Origin of the sequence: Sporosarcina sp. USHLN248 (assembly GCF_037144575.1) — a bacterium.
Taxonomy (GTDB): Bacteria; Bacillota; Bacilli; order Bacillales_A; family Planococcaceae; genus Sporosarcina; species Sporosarcina contaminans.
Genome location: NZ_JBBCZC010000056.1, coordinates 1 through 18,860, shown reverse-complemented (window position 1 = coordinate 18,860; position 18,860 = coordinate 1). Strand labels below are relative to the sequence as shown.

The window sequence follows — 18,860 nt, the reverse complement described above, 5'->3', positions numbered from 1 at the left end:
ATCCGCGTGCTACTTTCAGTATTGAATGAGAAAAATACAAGAACAGGTGGCGAAAAACGATTCGTTTTTCGCCACCTGTTCTATTTTAGGGACTTATTGGACAGCCCCTTTATACGTTATAGAAAGCTATAACTTGATGTTCTAACTATGGCGAAAACCGATAAAAATCTATTGCTTACCATGAGAAGTATTGGCATATGTTAGCTGCTTACTATGAAAAGGATCGTGTATGAAATAGTATAGCAATAAATGTGCACGGTGTAACCTTTAAATAAACGATTTATGCATGACAAACAGACTACTTTACATCTGAACTTTTATTGTATACAATGAAAAGGTAATAGAATATGATTCATCTTCGGGGCAGGGTGTAATTCCCGACCGGCGGAAATGGAAGTTTGTCTTCTTAGCCCGCGAGCTTAACAGCTGATTCTGGTGAGATTCCGGAGCCGACAGTATAGTCTGGATGGGAGAAGGTGAAGGTGCAGCCGTCTTTTTTGTGTTGTTCGCAAAAAGGGTGCTTATTTAAGTATGGGGCAAAGTGGAGTAAAAGAACCTCTTTGATAACCCTTATTTAAAGTTGCCTTTGAAAACTCTCCCTGAAGCAATTGCTTTAGGGATTTTTTAATGAACAATTTTCAGAAACACGGCGAACCTTTCCTCTTTTTGAAGTGAATCGAAAAAGGAGAGAGGAAGAAATGGGTAATAAAAAATTACGCAAAATGATTCTCGTCGCTATTTTAGGAAGTATTTCAACCGTTTTAATGCAATTGAATTTTCCGCTTCCTATTTTACCGGCATTCCTAAAAATTGATTTTAGTGAAATACCGGCTGTGTTGGCGATTATGACGATGGGCCCAGTAGCTGGAATTGCGGTCGAGTTGTTGAAAAATGTTTTGCATTGGTTCTTATCGGGCAGTCCGACAGGTGTGCCGGTAGGCGAGATTGCAAACTTTGTAACCGGCATCTTGTTCATCATGCCAATTTATTGGATCTTTAAAAAGGTGAGATCCATGAAAGGTTTAACAGCAGGTCTTATAGCAGGCACATTTACAATGGCAATTGGTATGAGTTTATTGAATTACCTAGTATTCCTGCCTATGTATTCTTATTTTTTGAATATGCCTTCTTACACTGGAGAAGCATTATTCAATATGATTGTGTTAGGGATTTTACCTTTCAATATTATAAAAGGGATCATGCTATTGATTATTTCATTGCTGCTGTATAAGAATATGGAAAGATGGATTCATAACCAACAGCAAAAGCTAACAGCATAATATAGAACAATTAAAATATTGGCGAGCGGATAGACGAACCGTTCGCCAATTTTTATTTGAGAAGAAATAGTCCACTCAAAAAGAAGTTTCAAATGTCGATTGATTCGACGTTCGAAACTTCTTTCTGAATGGTGCGAATGAAATACATTAGTCTTCGTATTTTAACGGATCACCGTCGAAAGGCTCGTCCGCAACTTTGATGGAGTCAGTTGGGCAGCCATCGAATGCGTCTTCCATGTCTTCCAACAGTTCTTCTGGAACTTCGGTTGTACCCGTGTTATCATCTAAAATAACGAAGGCGATCCCCTCATCGTCATAATCATAGATATCTGGCGCAGCTGCCCCGCAAGCTCCGCAGGCGATACATGTATCTTGGTCAACAATTGTATATTTTTTGCATGTAGACATTGATGTTCTCTCCTCTTCTATCCGCACTATCGATTTCGTTCCATTTCCATTCTAAAGCTGTTTAGGATAAGTTTCAACAATAAAACTTTGACAAATGGGGGAAAACAATATTATGAAACTATCTTCAATCCTATTGCAGATTATAGGGAAGATGCATGGCGAGCGTTCTAAAAACGCAGCATTATACATATTGCGTGGCAAAAAATCCGGCCAGACACTCTCAGATGTTAAGTATTTTAATTTGAAACCGTACTTTTCTATTTTGCCGAAAGTAGAGGTCGACGAGTATGAGGAGGCTATTCATTTACTTCAGAAAGAACATTTGATAGAAATAAAAGACCAGCTAGTTTTTATTACAGAAATAGGTTTTGAACAGCTGCAACAGCTCCCATCAACTCATTTTAAAGGTTGGAGTTATCGAGGCAAGGAACTACTCTTTTTCAGAAGGCTTTCCCTTGTCGTGCAAACCGTTTCAAATATAAAAAATGGCAACCGATCTTTTTTGCCGATTGAATCAGATCGTACTATACAAATTTTCGTTAAACGTTTTTTTATGAATCGACCATTGGCTGATCCGGAGTTTGCAAGGCAAATTGGAAAAGAGTTAATAAAAGCTATTGTTCAGTCCGGGATGTCTGAAGAACAGAAGCTTATTTTTGCATACAGGCTTACAGGGTATAAAAATGCGGCAATGACGTATGATCAGCTTTCTATTGAATTGAAACGTTCCCCTTCCTCCATACGTCTATTATTTTTAGAAAGCCTTCATAGATTGCTGCCAATTGTTGAGCATAAAAAAGAATTTCCGATTATGAGTTCAATCGCAGCTGATATTCGCATAGTTGAAGATTTGACCGAATCAGCAACAGCAACGAAACAACTTTATTTACAAGGGCTAACTATGGAGGAAATTGCAGCAAAGCGTAATTTGAAATTAAGTACGATAGAAGATCATTTTGTTGAAATGGCAATCCATGATGAAAGATTCCCGATTCACTCTTTTGTAACGGAAAGGGATGTTCAGGCAGTAAGGTTAAAGATGAAAGAACTGCAAACGAAACGATTAAGGGTGCTAAAGGATGAATTTCAAGCATTATCCTATTTCCAATTACGGCTCATTTTGTCGATAAATACAGGAGGACAAGATGATTGAACTATATGAAACGTTAAAAAAACGATTTGGTTACGAAAAATTCAGACCCGGTCAAAAAGAAGTGATCCAGCATATTTTAAGCGGGAAAGATACAATCGCCATTTTACCTACGGGTATGGGAAAGTCGTTATGCTATCAACTTCCTGGTTATTTACTGGAAGGTTCGGTCGTTATCGTTTCCCCGCTCGTTTCATTAATGGAAGATCAAGCAGCGCAAATGCGAAAGAATGGAGAGAAAAGTGTAATTGCCCTCAATTCCTTTCTTTCATTTCAAGAGCGCAAAATCGCTTTGCAAAACTTAGGGCAATATAAATTCATATTTGTCTCTCCAGAAATGCTTTTGCAAGAACGTGTTGCAAATAAGCTACGTTCGATGAAGCTATCAATTATTGTAGTAGATGAAGCCCATTGTGTTTCGCAGTGGGGCTTTGATTTCCGTCCGGATTATTTAAGGATTGGAAAGTTGATTGATTTTGATGGACGCCCGCCTATTTTGTCTTTGACGGCAACTGCTCAGAGTCAAGTTATCGAAGAAATTTCAGATTACTTACATATGGATAATCCAGTAGTAGAGCGACATTCACTTGATCGGCAAAATATATCGTATTGTATTATCCAACTAAATACATATGATGAAAAATATGATTGGATTAAAGAACGAGTAACAGCTACAACTGGACCAGGGATCATTTATGCTTCATCGCGAAAGAGGGCAGATGAGCTGTCTACTGAATTGCAAAGTATTGGAGTTGCTGTCCAGGCATATCACGCAGGAAAAGAAAATGAAGATCGTGCGATTATTCAAGAGCAATTTATTAACGGTGAAATTGAATGGATTTGCGCGACGAATGCTTTCGGAATGGGAATTCATAAAGGAGATATTCGGCAAGTGATTCATGAGCATATGCCTTCCAATATGAATGCATATGTCCAGGAAGTCGGAAGGGCAGGGAGAGATGGTAAGCCTGCTGCAGCGACGTTGCTTTATGTGCCGCGTGATGAAGATATGACTCGATTCATCGTTCAAAATGATTTACCAGCAGAAGAACAGATAATGCATTATGCATATTTATTATCAGAAGGCGTTAACGATGATGAAGCGGCTGATCGAGCGAGTTTAGGAGAGACAGCTAAAAGGGTACTTGATTTTTATATGGAGCAGTTTTCAATCGACAAAGTTCTTCACATTGTTGACCGTCTAGCTAAACAAAAAGATAGTGAAGTGCACGAAATGGTTCAACTGATTACAGGTCAAAGGTGTATTCGTGAAAGTTTAATGTCGTATTTTGATGAAAAATTGGATAGCAAACGCGAATATTGTTGCTCTGTTTGTGGCTTGCCCAATGCTGTATGGCTCTCATCCAATCAACGATTAGTAGAACGACATAGTAAAAGAGCTCGTAGTTGGGATGAAAGAATTTTATCTCTCCTGTAATAGAGGTCCGTTGTCCGTTTACTTTTGTTACAAGATTCGTCATAATATAAGGAAGAGCGACATGGAATAGGAGAATATGCCGATGAAAAACAATGATTACAAAATTGAATTTGAGGAACATCGCAAAGAAATCGATGTACTTGAGCGTATGAATGGAGGCAAGTTGCCTTCCCGAGCGGAACGTCATAGTAAAGGACGGAAAAAGGCTTCAAGTCATACAGTGATCAATGTCATTTTAGGTGTTTTCACATTCATTCCTATCATGATTTTCGTTTATGTCATTTATAATTTTTATTTCGGAACAGATAGCAGCTCTGCAAGTGTAGGAGATTCAAATGTCCGATTAGAGATCGACACAAACACTCCTAATTACCAAGACCCGACTGACAAAGCAGTTGGAGTGGCAGATGATGATAACAAAGAAGATGACAAAGAGGATAAAAAGAATGTGACTGGGAACAATAATAGCGGTCAAGGGACTGTTCAGGAAAAAAATAACAATGATAGCAAGTCGACGCAAGTAGACCAAAAAACAGAGCCTAAAAAGATTGATCAAAAAGCGGAAAAAGAACCATCGAAAGAATCAATAAAAGAACCCGTGAAAAAACAAGAAGAAAAGAAGCCGGACCCTCCGAAAAACACAGGAAAAACCCATATTGTTCGTCAAAATGAAACATTATATCGAATTTCAGTTAATTACTATGGTTCGGATAAAGGGATCGATAAAATCAAACAAGCGAATGGACTCACATCGAATGAAATAAGAGTCGGTCAAAAATTGATTATCCCATAAAACTATTGAAATGGATTGAAGAGGCAAAGCCAAGATCTTTGCCTTTTTCTTATGGCAGGTGCAAAATGAAAAAGATTTTTAATGTAGTTAAGTGGTTAACAGGCGCTAATCTAGCATTTCTCTTATATATGTTTTTGTTTGCAAAAGGGAGAAACGTTCGTTTGCAACAATTGAATATGACTCAAAAAGAAAACCGTACTTTAACAATATTTTTCATTTCGGACATTCATCGACGAAAAATTGATAAAACGTTGTTGAGACGAGTACGGCGGCATGGTGAGATTGACCTCGTTGTAATTGGGGGTGATCTCGCTGAAAAAGGGGTACCTCTCAATCGGATTCAAAAGAACGTTTCAAAACTGTCCAGTTTAGGACCGGCATGTTTCATATGGGGGAACAACGATCGAGAAGTCGGTGAAACTCATTTAAGGGAAATATTATCCTCATCTAACGTAAAGATTCTTGATAATGAAGGGGTTGCAATTGACGGCCATTCAGATTGGTGCATTTGTGGAACTGATGATCCATCAAGTAAAAATGTCGATGTCGAAGCATCCATCCAGCTTTCAAAGCAATTTCCTTATACAATCGTAGCAACTCATACACCATCTTTAGTAAGAAAAGTTGAAGAATATGTAAAACCTCAACTAATGCTTTCTGGACATACACATGGAGGACAAATTCGGTTCGGCAAATTTGGCCTTCATGAAGTAGGGCGTTTTTGCGACTTAGGAGGAAGAGCGAATTTAATAAGCAATGGCTATGGCACTTCCTTACTGCCTTTGCGTTTCGGTGCTGCGCCAGAATGCCACGTCATTAAAATTCATTATTAAACATATTGTATGGATGATATGAAGGAGTGCAATAAAAATGAATTCGAAAGATGCCATAATTGTTGGTGGTGGTCCTTGCGGATTATCGGCAGCAATTGAATTACAAAAAATCGGTATGGATGTATTAATCATTGAAAAGGGCAATATCGTCAATTCAATTTACAATTACCCTACGCATCAAACCTTTTTTAGCTCAAGCATAAAATTATCCATTGGAGATATTCCGTTCATTACGGCGAAAGAAAAACCTAAGCGAAACGACGCACTTGTCTATTACAGAAAAGTAGCTGAATTGAAAGGCTTACAAATCAACAATTATGAAAGAGTAGAAAAAGTTGAAAAGAAAGACAACCAATTTCACGTTTTAACCGATAAAAGCGAATATGCGTCGAAATATGTCATCGTGGCGACAGGATATTATGATCAACCAAATCAATTAGGTGTTCCCGGTGAGTCATTGCCGAACGTATATCATTACTTTAAGGAAGGACATCCGTTTTTCGGCAAGAAAGTTGTCGTCATAGGAGGAAAGAATTCAGCGGTAGATGCTGCAATCGAGCTGCAGCGCGCAGGAGCGTTCGTAACGGTCATTTACCGTGGAAGTGAATATTCCCCTAGTGTCAAGCCGTGGATACTTCCAGGTTTCGATAGCCTTGTTAGAAATGGTGAAATTGAAATGCATTTTAACTCCAAAGTTGTTGAAATTTCACCTACATCCGTGACGATGGAAAAAGATGGACAGTTGCATTTATTGGAAAACGACTATGTCTTTGCGATGATAGGCTACCACCCAGACCATGACTTCCTTAAAAAAATAGGAATCCAAATTGATGAGGAATCAGGCCGACCTTTGTTTAATGAACAAACAATGGAAACAACAATCGAAGGCCTTTACATTGCAGGAGTGATAGCGGCCGGAAATAATGCAAACGAAATATTCATTGAAAATGGTCGTTTGCATGGCGGTCTCATTGCGAATCATATAGAAAGCAAGTCGTAGAGACATTGTATATTATTGCAAATCACCTTCTAAATAATTTCACTATATTTTATAAAATTATACTTCGAACGCTTTGCCTTTCAATTTCTTGACAGAAAAGGTTGAAAATCATGTTATAATGGCTTTGAAGGGGGCCGCCAGCATGTTTATATTGCTTACTGTAGCGATTGCGCCTGGACTGGCGCTCTTTAGCTATTTTTACTTACGGAAACAAATAGCCAAAGATCCATCCCGTACAATATTTCACACATTTATATATGGGGCGGCTATGACCTTTCCGATTATGTTTATCCAACATGTTTTCGAGGAAGAGGAAATTTTCACAAATGAGTTTTTTAGAAATGCTATTTTCACAAGTTGGATTGAAGAGTTTTTTAAATGGTTTATATTAATCATTTCTATTTATAGACATGTAGAATTTGAAGATGCATATGATGGCATTTTATATGGTGCAAGCGTTTCTTTAGGATTTGCAACGGTTGAAAATATTTTATATTTATTTACATTCGGTTTGGACACTGCTTTTTTAAGAGCGCTGTTGCCTGTTTCAAGTCATGCACTTTTCGGTGTTGTTATGGGATACTATTTTGGTAGAGCAAAATTTGCTTCTACTGCCAATCATCGAGGCATGTTGTTTTTCGCATTCTTTGCTCCGTTTCTATTGCATTTTATTTATAACGGTATTTTGGCTGTTAATGATCTATCATTATATTTAATTATCCCATTCATGCTTTTCTTATGGTGGTTTGGATTGACGCGCGTCAAATATGCCCACACCTTTGCCATGCAACAATTCCGAAAAAAAGCAGAGACGAAAATGTAGAAGAATTGATAGGTTGAAATTACTAACGATTATTAAGCGAATTCCTTGCAGATGAGGAATTCGCTTTTTTTGTATATGCAATTATAGGCGTGTCATGTTTGAAATGACTAAATCATGAAGCAAGCATAAGAAGATGGACGATTATTAAAGTTGGCAATGGAAAACAAGAAACGGGATCGTTATAAAACAAATTGAATTGGACAGACTGTGAAAAAGGAGGCGATGACATTGAAAAAAATGATAATAAAGCTTTTGGCAATTGTATTATTGCTTAGTTGTGCCTATGCAACTTCACCTGTCCAAATTGGAGCTTTCAGTCCACGTGATCTATCACAAGGGGCAACGGGAGACGATGTGATCGAATTGCAAGCGAGGCTTCAATATATCGGCTTCTATAACGGCAAAATTGACGGGAAATTCGGCTACGGAACTTATTGGGCTTTGCGAAACTTCCAAGATAAATATGGGTTGCCGATCGATGGTATTGCCGGTTCCCAAACTAAAAAGAAATTAATTGCAGCTTCAAATTATGATGAAAAATTCGTCATGGATAATTTGAGAAAAGGGAATCAATTCACCCATTATGGGGGTAAGCCACTATCTACCCAAGTTAAGGCGGGAGGAGGTAAACAAGAAAATATTCATTTACCTTCAAAGTATTCAGAGCAAGATTTAAAACTAATGGCTAATGCGGTTTATGGAGAAGCCCGCGGAGAACCATATGAAGGTCAAGTAGCAGTTGCGGCTGTCATTTTAAATCGTGTTGAACATCCTGACTTTCCAGATACGGTTGGCGGTGTCATTTTCCAACCTGGTGCATTTACGGCTGTAGCTGACGGTCAAATTTGGCTTACGCCAAATGAAAGGGCAAAAGAAGCAGTGTTAGATGCAATTAATGGATGGGATCCATCCGAAAATGCAATTTATTACTTTAATCCGATTACCGCAACAAGCAAATGGATATGGTCAAGACCTCAAATTAAGAAAATTGGTTTGCATATTTTCTGCAGTTAAAATTTCATTGGAGGGAGGTTAAGCAAATAGTTTCGGCGATGATATTCATTACCGGCACTGTTTCTTTAATATGAAAAAAATTATTTTTTTACTCGCATATGCTGTGGCTGTTTTAGGAGTTTTTTCATTTACAAAAGTTACAGAGAATGAAAATTTGTCTTTGGCACTTAGTACGCAATACGCAAAAAAAATGTCTGACGCATCTGAGAAGTTGGAGGAGTTAGATACTGCAGTGAAGAAGACATTGCTGTTTAATGACTCCGATGGTTCAAGAAAAGCAAGAGAAGATGTTTGGCGACTTTCTTCAGACATTAAGAGTTCCGTTTCATCGTTGCCGTTTGATAATAGCTTTTCCACTTCATGGATGAATTATCTTGGAAGGCTTGGTAACTATGCTAAAGAAGCGGATCGGCTGTCGAATCCACAAGAATATTACGAAGTGATGTCGAAGGCGTCAAATAATTTAAGAGTTATGGCGGATGAGTGGCAAATTGCAACAGCTGGTCTTATGGACGGCAAGTATAATATCAATGAATGGACGGAGCGGTTGGACGGTACGAGTCCGGACTATGATTGGTCCAATATGGGGAATACAGTTAAGAAATATACTGAAAGTGATTTTCCACTCACAGCAAGCGAATCGGATGCTATGAAGAAAAAAGAGCTGAAAGATTTGGACGATGCTAAAGTAACAAAGGATCAAGCGATTGAGCGATTCAAAAAATTGTTTCCGGAAGTTTCAAATGAAGTGATTGGTGTAGAGATGAGTAAACCTGGTTCACCATATCCATTTTTCCATATTCGTTTTGCAACAAATGAATCTGTTGGATATATCGATATTACCGAGAAGGGTGGCCATGTCCTCTCTTACCTATCAGAGCGTTCTGTCGGCAACACCAATTTATCGTTTGAAGAAGTGAAAGAAAAAGCGGAGGATTTTCTTGAGCGCGCGGGATATAAGGATTTGGTTTATGAGGAATCAAGGGAGAATAGCAATGCCTATCACTTTGTATATGTACGTCAAGAACCATTTTATAAGGCGAAAGTATTTTCAGATACTATCCACTTGAAACTCTCCAAAGATACCGGGGATGTTTTAGGCTTGGATGCTGCAGAGTATATACGAAAAGAAACACTTGCAAGACAGCAAGTTAATAAAATTGATTGGAAAGATTTTTTCCATGATGATGTTAAAATTATGAAGGACGAATTAGCCTATGTTGAAAATGATGAAAAGAAACAAAGGCTTGCATACTACCTTACAGCAATTCGAGATGAAAATGGGCATACAGGAACTTATCGGATCGTAGTGGATACAGAAACGGCAGAAGTAATAAAGACAGAACGTTTAGAGTAAAAAGTAACTTATTGAAACCATATTGGCAATTCACCATACCCATGACATAATAGAGATATATTGTTGAGGGTAGGTGTTTCGTAATGCGACTTTCGATAGGTACCACAATTATCATCGATAAAGACTATACGGAGTTAGGTGACAAATATAAAAGTAAAGTGGTGGATATCGAAGAAGGGTTTTTCATGATTGATTATCCAACCCATATTGAAACGAACCGTACAGCATTTTTTATGGACGGTACGCAACTCCTCATTTCCTTTGTGGAAGATAAAATGTCTTACGCATTTCGTAGTGAAGTAAAAGGACGATTGAACCGCGGCATTCCGATGTTGAAAATGAACTATCCTGGCGATGATCAACTGATCAAAATTCAAAGAAGAGAATTCGTGCGCGTAGAAACTGCGATTGACGTTGCAGTTTGCCTTGAAGGTGTGTACGAACAGTTCGTTGCAGCTGACATAAGTGCAGGAGGAATCGCGCTATATCTTAGTTCGAAAGACTTTTTTGCCGAAAACGATACTGTTCATTTGACGATCGCACTTCCTTTTGAAAAAGATGAAGTGAAGTATGTGAGAACAGAGGCGGAAGTTATACGGATTTGGGAAAAGGACAAACGGAAGATCGCATCGTTGCAATTTTTACAAGTTGATGACATAGATCGCCGAAATATCATTCGTTTCTGTTTTGAAAGACAACTGATGGAGCGAAACGAGAAATGAAAGGTTCATCGGGAAAAGTCCTGTACATTAGGACTTTTCCCTTTTCCTTGTGATACAATGTTTTTGATTTGAATTCGGGGGTAGATGATATGTCAAAAGGGATTATTATTGCAATTGATGGACCAGCTGCTGCAGGAAAAAGCACGATTGCAAAAAGAATTGCTGAAAAGTTGAATTTCACATATATCGACACAGGAGCGATGTATCGCGCATTGACGCATAAGGCGCTTCAGTTAGGCATAGATATGGACAGTGATAGAGATCTTTCGAAATTGCTCGAGGAGACGGACATCCAGTTACTGCCTAATAGAGATGGTCAAGCCGTTATTATAGACGGCAAAGATTGTACGGAGGTCATTCGATCTCAAGAAGTGACCGCAAACGTATCTCAAGTAGCTGCTCATACGAATGTCCGCAAGATGATGGTAGCAAAGCAGCGGGATTTGGCTGCTGGCATTGGGGTCGTTATGGATGGAAGGGATATCGGCACTGCTGTGCTGCCCAACGCAGATTTGAAAATATTTATGACGGCATCCGTTGAAGAACGTGCAGACCGTCGCTATATTGAAAATCAACGACGAGGCATTCAAACTTCCTTGGCGCAATTGATAGCGGATATTAAAGAACGTGACAGGGCTGATAGCGAACGCGAAGTTTCTCCTTTAAAACAGGCAGAGGATGCCATTCTACTTGATACGACTTCTTTGTCAATTGAGGAAGTCGCGGATCAAGTGATAGAACTTGCTGAAAAGAGGATGGAACGATGAATTTATATCCATTAGGCAAAATGCTTGTCAGTACGATCTTTTTTCCGCTTTATCGCATAAAAGTCATAGGTAAGGAAAATTTCCCGAAAGAAGGAGGGGTGTTGCTTTGTACGAATCATATCGATAACTTGGATCCGCCAGTCGTAGGCATCACGTGTCCAAGAACGGTCCATTTCATGGCGAAGGAAGAGCTGTTTAACATGCCGATCTTAAAAACCATTTTGCCAAAGGTTAATGCTTTTCCGGTCAAACGTGGCATGAGCGACCGTGAAGCTTTAAGGACCGCTTTAAAGTTACTGAGAGGCGGGGAAGTGGTTGGTCTATTTCCAGAAGGGACGAGAAGCAAAACCGGAGAGTTAGGCAAGGGATTATCAGGCGCAGGCTTTTTCGCTTTGAAAGGAGATGCCGCTGTTGTGCCATGTGCGATTATAGGCCCATATAAACCATTTAAACGGCTGCGAGTCGTCTACGGCAAACCAATCGATATGACCCCATACCGTGAAAGACGTGCATCTGCAGATGAGGTCACTGCTGTCATTATGGATGAAATCCGTAAACTTTTAGAACTAAATAAATGAATCGTAAGGGTAATTTTTTGTTTTTATCGATTGATTCGAATAATATAGAAGTAGGATTCATTATGGAGGAGGACTACATATGACTGAAGAGATGAATTTGGACGCTTTGAACGGATATAAAGAAGGGGACAAGGTAACCGCTACTGTTACAAAGATTGAAGACAAAGCGGTAACAGTAGAAATCCCTAACGCACCATTCGACGGTGTCATCCCGATTAGCGAATTATCGAGCCTGCATATCGAGAAAGCATCAGATGCAGTTAATGTGGGCGATGAACTGACATTAGTTATTACAAAAGTTGAAGATGAAAACTATGTCCTTTCTAAGCGTAAAGTGGATGCAGAGAACGCTTGGGACTCTTTAGAAGAAAAGTTCAAAAATCAAGAAACGATTGAAACAGAAGTGAAAGATGTTGTAAAAGGCGGTTTAGTCGTCGATCTTGGCGTTCGCGGTTTTATACCTGCTTCGCTCGTTGAAGATTATTTCGTTGAATCTTTCGAGGATTATAAAGGACGTACGATGACATTCAAAATTGTTGAGATGGACAAGGAAAAGAATCGTCTGATCCTATCCCATCGTGCGGTTATCCAAGAAGAGAAATCGCAAAAAAAAGAAGAAGTTCTCGAAAATCTCAAAGAAGGCCAAGTGCTTGAAGGGACAGTTCAGCGCATTGCATCTTTCGGTGCTTTCATCGATATTGGCGGTGTCGATGGACTCGTCCATATTTCACAGCTTTCCCATGAGCATGTAGATAAAGTATCTGATGTTTTAAAAGAAGGAGACAAGGTTAGCGTAAAAGTATTGTCAGTTGACCGAGATTCTGAACGGATTTCTTTATCTATTAAAGAAACTTTGCCTGGACCTTGGGAAGGTATTGAAGAAAAGGCGCCAGTCGGCTCGGTATTTGAAGGAACTGTAAAGCGTCTCGTTTCTTACGGTGCGTTTGTTGAAGTACTGCCTGGCGTCGAGGGATTGGTGCACATTTCCCGCATTTCCCATCAGCATATCGGCACGCCGCATGAAGTCCTCGAAGAAGGACAAAAAGTGAAAGTCAAAGTCGTTGATGTGAACGCTAATGAAAACCGTTTGTCTCTAAGCATTAAAGATTTGATTGAAAAAGAAGACAATGAATCATTTGGTGATTATGAAATGACGGAAGAAACCGGCTTCTCGCTCAGCGATGTTATCGGAGATCAACTTAAGAAATTTTCTGAGTAAGCGGTTCCGATAATTGATTTGAAAGATGATGATGCACAAAGTAAGCATCATCATCTTTTTTTGTGCTGCGATTCGTTCTGCTTACATGTCTCGCCTTTAGACGGCACTGTAGGAATTGTGTATAATACGAAAGAGAATACTAAGAGGGTGTTAATTGATGAGTAAACCAACTGTAGCAATTGTCGGTAGGCCGAATGTAGGGAAATCGACAATATTCAACCGGATTGTCGGAGAGCGTATATCGATTGTAGAAGATGTGGCGGGGGTTACGCGAGATCGCATATATAGTTCTGCAGACTGGCTTTCCCATGATTTTAATTTGATCGACACTGGCGGCATCGATATTGGAGATGAACCGTTCTTAGAGCAAATCCGTTTGCAAGCTGAAATCGCCATCGAAGAGGCGGATGTCATTATTTTCTTAACGAATGGACGCGAAGGTGTTACTGACGCGGATGAACAAGTAGCGAAAATTCTTTATAAAACGAAAAAACCAGTCGTATTGGCCGTCAATAAAATCGATAACCCGGATATGCGGGATATGATTTATGATTTCTATTCATTAGGATTCGGCGATCCATATCCAATATCAGGTTCGCACGGAATTGGTCTTGGAGATTTGTTGGATGCTGTTGCTGAGCATTTTCCCGAAAAAGGGGAAGTTGACGAAGAAGAAGACGTTATCCGTTTTTCATTGATTGGCAGACCGAACGTCGGGAAATCATCGCTCGTCAATGCGCTATTGGGCGAAGAACGTGTCATCGTCAGTGATGTAGCTGGGACGACAACGGATGCGATTGATACGACATATGAATTCGAAGGGCAAAAGTACAAAATTATTGATACAGCTGGTATGCGCAAAAAAGGAAAAGTATATGAGAATATGGAAAAATACAGTGTCCTTCGTGCATTAAAGGCGATTGACCGATCGGACGTTGTACTGATCGTCTTAAACGGCGAGGAAGGCATCCGTGAACAAGATAAGCGGATTGCAGGGTACGCAGAAGAAGCTGGCAAAGGCATTCTTTTCGTCGTCAATAAATGGGATGCAGTTGAAAAAGATGAAAAAACGATGAATCGTTTTACAGAAGACATTCGAAAAAATTTCCTCTTTCTTGATTATGCTCCGATTGCTTTCGTGTCTGCAAAAACGAAACAAAGGGTAAAAACGCTATTTGACCAAATTCAAATGATAAGCGAAAATCATGCGATGCGTATTCAATCGAGCGTATTGAACGAAGTGATAGAAGATGCAGTGGCGAGAAACCCTGCCCCGTCAGATAAAGGACGCAGACTGCGCATTTATTATGTTACGCAAGTTTCAGTCAAACCGCCGGTATTCATTGTTTTCGTAAATGATCCGGAGCTTATGCATTTCTCTTATGAACGATTTTTACAAAACCGGCTGAGGGAGTCATTCGGATTTGAAGGAACCCCGATCAGGTTAATTACACGCGCACGCAGTTAAGCGGACTCAGTGAATAATGAGGTGAAGACTTTGGAGAAAGTATCTGTATTTGGAGCGGGAAGCTGGGGAACAGCCATTGCATTCGTTTTGTCCGACAATGGACATAATTGCATGCTTTGGACAAGAAAGCCCGATCAATGCAGGGAAATAAACGAGCAGCATACAAATGAAATGTATTTGCCAAAAATAGAGCTGCCGACTAATTTACATGCAGTGACTGATGTACGGGAAGCTGTTACTCACAGCGATGTTTTGATCATCGCTGTTCCAACAAAAGGAATTCGAGAAATATGTGGACAGCTAAATCGATTAATAAACGAACCGAAGTTAATTGTTCACGTCTCGAAAGGAATCGAGCCGGATTCGTTGAAACGGATTTCCGAAATGATCGAGGATGAAATTGATCCGGAAAAAAGAAAAGCGATTGTTGCTTTATCAGGTCCAAGCCATGCCGAGGAAGTTGTCCTCCGTCATCCGACAACGATTACGGCAGCATCTTTGGATGCCGAAGCAGCTATTAAAGTACAAGATCTTTTTATGAACAATTATTTTCGTGTTTACACACATGATGATCTTATAGGTGTGGAAATTGGCGGTGCTTTAAAAAATGTTATCGCATTAGCTGCGGGAATATCGGACGGTTTGAGCTATGGGGATAACGCGAAAGCAGCGCTCATTACAAGAGGACTGGCCGAAATAACCCGTCTTGGCATGAAGATGGGTGCGAATCCATTAACATTTTCGGGATTGACAGGGCTCGGCGACCTTATCGTCACATGTACAAGTATCCACTCAAGGAACTATAAAGCTGGAAACTTGTTAGGACAAGGCAAGACATTAGACGATGTCATTTCTGGGATGGGTATGGTCATAGAAGGCATCCGTACAACGAAGGCAGCACATCAGCTTGCTGTTCGCCATGGAGTATCCATGCCATTGACCGAGGCACTCTATACGGTGCTGTTCGAAGGAGAAACGCCTAAACAAGCTGTAGATCAGTTAATGGGCCGAACGAAAAAACAGGAGATTGAAGACATATTTTATAAATAATCGATGTGTTGTTAGTTGGAAAGGATGATTGATTTGTCCTCTATGGATAAAATGTGGCTATCGTTTTATGCAATGGGTTTCATGGTCGTTTCCATGGGGCTCATCCATGTTAGCCGACATAAATTGAAAAATAGATTATTAAAATTCCTATTTGCATTAATTGCGTATGCTCTATTACTCTTTTCATTTTTGGCAATGATTTATATTGTATTCAGTGGGCCGACAGGGAGGGGGTAAATGAGATGTTCCGAAAAAGATTTGCGGTCATGTCAATGTTACTTTTCACTATTATTTTGTCAGGATGCATGTATCCAAAAGATGAGAAAGTGACACGAGAAAATCCGTACGAAGATCAATTAGAGTCAGTCCAAAAGGCTGTCGATGCGTTTAAAGAAAATAGTGGCGGTTTGCTTCCGATTAAAACGAGAGAGCAAGAAACGGATCAATATATTAAATATCCAATCGAATTTTCACAAATTGTACCTGCTTATACAGAAAAAATCCCGTCTAACGCATATGAAGTCGGCGGTATTTTCCAATATGTTTTAATGGACGTAGAGGAGAATCCTACAGTGAAACTTGTAGACCTTCGAATAGCTGAGAGGATTCGGGAATTAAACATAAGAAAGACAGTGAACGGCAGTGTGCCATTTAAAGATCCGGTTGGAGAAGCGGTTTTTGAAATTGATTATGAAAAAATGGGCTTCAAAGAGCCGATTAAAGTGGAGAGCCCTTATTCGGATGCATTGTTGCCGATTGTCATTGGAGGCGACGGGAACTTCTATGTAGACTATTCAATTGATTTAAACAGGATTTTACAAGAGGAAAAGCCATCTGTCGAACAAGGTGAAGATATTCGCCATTTGCTTTCCGATGAGTATCCGATTTTGCCTGCTTACTCCTTGCCATACACAGTTAATGAAAAAAATGAGCCTATTTTCATGAAAAAAGGCAAATAATCATTGCGATATAAAAACGTTTCGTGCTTTTAGCATGAAACGTTTTTTTTTATCATAAACTAATATGCGCAAAAAAAGGAGGGCTACGCATGAAAGAAGAGTTATATGAAAACTTAGCTAGACGAACGGATGGGGATATTTATATAGGTGTTGTCGGCCCTGTTCGTGTCGGGAAATCTACATTTGTGAAACGGGTGATGGAAGAGGTCGTCATTCCGAATATGTCAGATGCGGGTGATCGGGCCAGAGCACAGGATGAGCTGCCACAAAGCTCACCAGGTCCGATCATAATGACATCTGAGCCTAAGTTTGTGCCAGCGCAAGGGACGTCGGTTTCTATTGGAGATGGCGAACTGTCATTTCAAGTACGGCTGGCAGATTGTGTTGGTTATGTTATTGATGGTGTCAAAGGTTATGAAGATGAAGATGGCCCGAAATACGTCCATACACCTTGGCATAACGAACCTATTCCGTTTGAAGAGGCTGCCCGTATAGGGACCGATAAAGTGATTCGAGACCATTCAACGATTGGAATTTTAGTAACGACAGACGGTACAGTAAATAATATCCCAAGACAGGCTGCTGAAGTTGCAGAACAAGAGATTGTTGGCAAACTAAAAGAAATTGGCAAACCATTTGTAATTGTACTAAATTCTAAAATGCCTGCACATGATCGGACGATCTCATTGCGCGATAAATTGCAGGAAACGCATGGAGTTCCAGTAATTGCCATTAGTGCCGATCAATTAAACGCGCAAGAGATCCAATTAATTTTAAAAGAAGCTTTATATGAATTCCCAATTACGCATATCGATCTGCAAAAGCCTGACTGGATGGACGTGCTCGGACCAGAGCATGAATTGAATGCTGCGATTGACAACGTTATAAACGAAGGCTTTTTGGAAGCATCCAAAATACGAAAAGTTCAAGAGCTTGCTGAAAAGCTCAAAGATGAAAATTATGTTCGCCATGCAGAAGTTGTCGATGTAGATGCCGGAAAAGGAAAAGCAATCGTTAATATCCAAATGGATGAAGAAGCATTCAGAGAGGTATGCGAGAAAATTATGCAACGTGAAATCCGGACTAAAAAAGATTGGCTCGTATTCATTCAAGATGCCGTTAAAGCGAAGAAATCCTATGATATGTATGCGGAGGCTATTGAAACAGCAAAACAGAGTGGCTACGGTGTAGCATTGCCGACAATCGATGATTTCCAGCCATCGCCACCTGAATTGATTAAACAAGATAATTTTTACGGTGTGCGAATGAAAGCATCCGCGCCGTCCCTTCATATCATTAGAATTGATATGGACGCTGAGTTTTCACCATTGATCGGCTCGGAATTCCATAGCCATCATTTGCTGAAGGAATTGAAGAATGCCTACTTACATGATCGAGATGCATTATGGCAAACTCAATTGTTCGGCACTCCACTCCATGAAGTGATGAAAGAAAGTATCCGCTTTAAAACTTCCTCAGTGCCGCCAAATGCTCGAAAACGATTAAGGGAGACGATAGAGCAAATGGTCAATGACGGCAATAAAGGAATGATTACCTTCATCGTTTAATCTGTTATATGGAGGTCTTTAATATTTCGGAAAAACTTAGGAATTACGATCCTTTTAGCAAGATTACATCTAAAAATCCTGTCAGCATTTTAGAGACAGATTGTTCATAGAGAAAGGCTATTGCGAAAAGACTTAAAATTCCTTTTGGTTAATGAAGAGCTTTAAATCCTAATCTGTCAAGTGGAAATGCTGTTTTTACTGAAAAAGATCCGTTTTTGACGGGTCTTTTTGTTTTTTTTATAAAATAAATCGAAAAGCGCTTACAAACGTTGATAATATTGTTGCGTCGCGGTTTTGAGTATGTTACTCTTTTTACAGTGTTCAAAGAAAAGCGGAAGGTGGCGTCCAGCCGCGACCGGCGCTGGAGGATGAGAAACTAAAGGCGTTTTTTGCCTTTATATCTCATTCGAAGCGATCCGAGCGGTTGCCACCT

At 39.7% G+C, this 18,860-nt stretch carries 19 protein-coding genes and 1 riboswitch; of the genes, 18 read left to right on the top strand and 1 reads right to left on the bottom strand.

Translation table 11 applies throughout. The features are described from left to right. The first annotated feature begins 350 nt into the window (after positions 1 to 350). Positions 351 to 482: riboswitch (FMN riboswitch) on the top strand. Between the two features lie 216 nt (positions 483 to 698). Next, the gene (locus WFH04_RS16645; RefSeq protein WP_336825184.1) at positions 699 to 1,280 is read left to right on the top strand and encodes an ECF transporter S component; all 582 of its coding nucleotides are present in this window, start codon (positions 699 to 701) and stop codon (positions 1,278 to 1,280) included. Between the two features lie 147 nt (positions 1,281 to 1,427). Here the strand turns inward: WFH04_RS16645 and WFH04_RS16640 are convergent, their stop codons facing one another. Further along, positions 1,428 to 1,688, bottom strand: a complete 261-nt coding sequence (locus WFH04_RS16640; RefSeq protein WP_336825183.1) for a ferredoxin — start codon at positions 1,686 to 1,688, stop codon at positions 1,428 to 1,430. A 112-nt stretch (positions 1,689 to 1,800) separates the two neighbouring features. On the opposite strand from WFH04_RS16640, the gene WFH04_RS16635 reads away from it, so the two are divergent. The 17 genes from WFH04_RS16635 (at position 1,801) to spoIVA (ending at position 18,427) form a co-directional block, all read left to right on the top strand. Further along, positions 1,801 to 2,841, top strand: a complete 1,041-nt coding sequence (locus WFH04_RS16635) for a YpbB family protein (protein WP_336825182.1) — start codon at positions 1,801 to 1,803, stop codon at positions 2,839 to 2,841. Then, a complete protein-coding gene (locus tag WFH04_RS16630; protein ID WP_336825181.1) occupies positions 2,834 to 4,276 on the top strand; it encodes a RecQ family ATP-dependent DNA helicase in 1,443 nt (480 codons plus the stop codon). Before WFH04_RS16635 ends, WFH04_RS16630 begins: the two co-directional genes overlap by 8 nt. An 82-nt stretch (positions 4,277 to 4,358) precedes the next feature. Further along, positions 4,359 to 5,069 carry a LysM peptidoglycan-binding domain-containing protein gene (locus tag WFH04_RS16625; protein ID WP_336825180.1) on the top strand — a complete coding sequence of 237 codons (711 nt, stop codon included), beginning with the start codon at positions 4,359 to 4,361 and terminating at the stop codon, positions 5,067 to 5,069. A 161-nt stretch (positions 5,070 to 5,230) separates the two neighbouring features. After that, a complete protein-coding gene (locus WFH04_RS16620; protein WP_336825179.1) occupies positions 5,231 to 5,902 on the top strand; it encodes a metallophosphoesterase in 672 nt (223 codons plus the stop codon). A gap of 37 nt (positions 5,903 to 5,939) precedes the next feature. Beyond that, positions 5,940 to 6,902 carry a YpdA family putative bacillithiol disulfide reductase gene (locus WFH04_RS16615; RefSeq protein ID WP_336825178.1) on the top strand — a complete coding sequence of 321 codons (963 nt, stop codon included), beginning with the start codon at positions 5,940 to 5,942 and terminating at the stop codon, positions 6,900 to 6,902. A gap of 142 nt (positions 6,903 to 7,044) precedes the next feature. Then, on the top strand, positions 7,045 to 7,725 hold the full coding sequence (gene prsW, locus WFH04_RS16610) for a glutamic-type intramembrane protease PrsW (protein ID WP_336825177.1): 681 nt from the start codon (positions 7,045 to 7,047) through the stop codon (positions 7,723 to 7,725). 222 nt (positions 7,726 to 7,947) lie between these two features. Then, complete coding sequence (gene sleB / locus WFH04_RS16605; RefSeq protein ID WP_336825176.1) at positions 7,948 to 8,739, top strand: spore cortex-lytic enzyme; 792 nt, start codon at positions 7,948 to 7,950, stop codon at positions 8,737 to 8,739. A 70-nt stretch (positions 8,740 to 8,809) separates the two neighbouring features. Further along, positions 8,810 to 10,096 (top strand): PepSY1/2 domain-containing protein, encoded by a 1,287-nt coding sequence (locus WFH04_RS16600; RefSeq protein WP_336825175.1) that lies wholly within the window; start codon positions 8,810 to 8,812, stop codon positions 10,094 to 10,096. A gap of 83 nt (positions 10,097 to 10,179) precedes the next feature. Next, entirely contained in the window at positions 10,180 to 10,818 is a 639-nt protein-coding gene (locus tag WFH04_RS16595; RefSeq protein WP_336825174.1) for a flagellar brake protein, read from the top strand. A gap of 89 nt (positions 10,819 to 10,907) precedes the next feature. Further along, the gene (gene cmk, locus WFH04_RS16590) at positions 10,908 to 11,585 is read left to right on the top strand and encodes a (d)CMP kinase (protein ID WP_336825173.1); all 678 of its coding nucleotides are present in this window, start codon (positions 10,908 to 10,910) and stop codon (positions 11,583 to 11,585) included. Continuing rightward, the gene (locus WFH04_RS16585) at positions 11,582 to 12,163 is read left to right on the top strand and encodes a lysophospholipid acyltransferase family protein (RefSeq protein WP_336825172.1); all 582 of its coding nucleotides are present in this window, start codon (positions 11,582 to 11,584) and stop codon (positions 12,161 to 12,163) included. The genes cmk and WFH04_RS16585 overlap by 4 nt, the downstream gene beginning before the upstream one ends. A gap of 79 nt (positions 12,164 to 12,242) precedes the next feature. Beyond that, entirely contained in the window at positions 12,243 to 13,382 is a 1,140-nt protein-coding gene (gene rpsA / locus WFH04_RS16580; RefSeq protein ID WP_336825171.1) for a 30S ribosomal protein S1, read from the top strand. 157 nt (positions 13,383 to 13,539) lie between these two features. After that, positions 13,540 to 14,850 carry a ribosome biogenesis GTPase Der gene (der, locus tag WFH04_RS16575; protein WP_336825170.1) on the top strand — a complete coding sequence of 437 codons (1,311 nt, stop codon included), beginning with the start codon at positions 13,540 to 13,542 and terminating at the stop codon, positions 14,848 to 14,850. 30 nt (positions 14,851 to 14,880) lie between these two features. Then, complete coding sequence (locus tag WFH04_RS16570; protein ID WP_336825169.1) at positions 14,881 to 15,900, top strand: NAD(P)H-dependent glycerol-3-phosphate dehydrogenase; 1,020 nt, start codon at positions 14,881 to 14,883, stop codon at positions 15,898 to 15,900. A 33-nt stretch (positions 15,901 to 15,933) separates the two neighbouring features. After that, positions 15,934 to 16,137, top strand: a complete 204-nt coding sequence (locus tag WFH04_RS16565; protein WP_336825168.1) for a DUF2768 domain-containing protein — start codon at positions 15,934 to 15,936, stop codon at positions 16,135 to 16,137. A gap of 5 nt (positions 16,138 to 16,142) precedes the next feature. Continuing rightward, positions 16,143 to 16,859, top strand: a complete 717-nt coding sequence (locus WFH04_RS16560) for a hypothetical protein (RefSeq protein WP_336825167.1) — start codon at positions 16,143 to 16,145, stop codon at positions 16,857 to 16,859. 89 nt (positions 16,860 to 16,948) lie between these two features. Next, a complete protein-coding gene (gene spoIVA, locus WFH04_RS16555) occupies positions 16,949 to 18,427 on the top strand; it encodes a stage IV sporulation protein A (protein ID WP_336825166.1) in 1,479 nt (492 codons plus the stop codon). Positions 18,428 to 18,860 lie beyond the last annotated feature (433 nt).

Coding starts and splice junctions, on each gene's coding strand:
- WFH04_RS16645 (WP_336825184.1), top strand. CDS start 699: ATGGGTAATAAAAAATTACGCAAAATGATTCTCGTCGCTATTTTAGGA.
- WFH04_RS16640 (WP_336825183.1), bottom strand. CDS start 1,688: ATGTCTACATGCAAAAAATATACAATTGTTGACCAAGATACATGTATC.
- WFH04_RS16635 (WP_336825182.1), top strand. CDS start 1,801: ATGAAACTATCTTCAATCCTATTGCAGATTATAGGGAAGATGCATGGC.
- WFH04_RS16630 (WP_336825181.1), top strand. CDS start 2,834: ATGATTGAACTATATGAAACGTTAAAAAAACGATTTGGTTACGAAAAA.
- WFH04_RS16625 (WP_336825180.1), top strand. CDS start 4,359: ATGAAAAACAATGATTACAAAATTGAATTTGAGGAACATCGCAAAGAA.
- WFH04_RS16615 (WP_336825178.1), top strand. CDS start 5,940: ATGAATTCGAAAGATGCCATAATTGTTGGTGGTGGTCCTTGCGGATTA.
- prsW (WP_336825177.1), top strand. CDS start 7,045: ATGTTTATATTGCTTACTGTAGCGATTGCGCCTGGACTGGCGCTCTTT.
- sleB (WP_336825176.1), top strand. CDS start 7,948: ATGACATTGAAAAAAATGATAATAAAGCTTTTGGCAATTGTATTATTG.
- WFH04_RS16600 (WP_336825175.1), top strand. CDS start 8,810: ATGAAAAAAATTATTTTTTTACTCGCATATGCTGTGGCTGTTTTAGGA.
- WFH04_RS16595 (WP_336825174.1), top strand. CDS start 10,180: ATGCGACTTTCGATAGGTACCACAATTATCATCGATAAAGACTATACG.
- cmk (WP_336825173.1), top strand. CDS start 10,908: ATGTCAAAAGGGATTATTATTGCAATTGATGGACCAGCTGCTGCAGGA.
- WFH04_RS16585 (WP_336825172.1), top strand. CDS start 11,582: ATGAATTTATATCCATTAGGCAAAATGCTTGTCAGTACGATCTTTTTT.
- rpsA (WP_336825171.1), top strand. CDS start 12,243: ATGACTGAAGAGATGAATTTGGACGCTTTGAACGGATATAAAGAAGGG.
- der (WP_336825170.1), top strand. CDS start 13,540: ATGAGTAAACCAACTGTAGCAATTGTCGGTAGGCCGAATGTAGGGAAA.
- WFH04_RS16560 (WP_336825167.1), top strand. CDS start 16,143: ATGTTCCGAAAAAGATTTGCGGTCATGTCAATGTTACTTTTCACTATT.
- spoIVA (WP_336825166.1), top strand. CDS start 16,949: ATGAAAGAAGAGTTATATGAAAACTTAGCTAGACGAACGGATGGGGAT.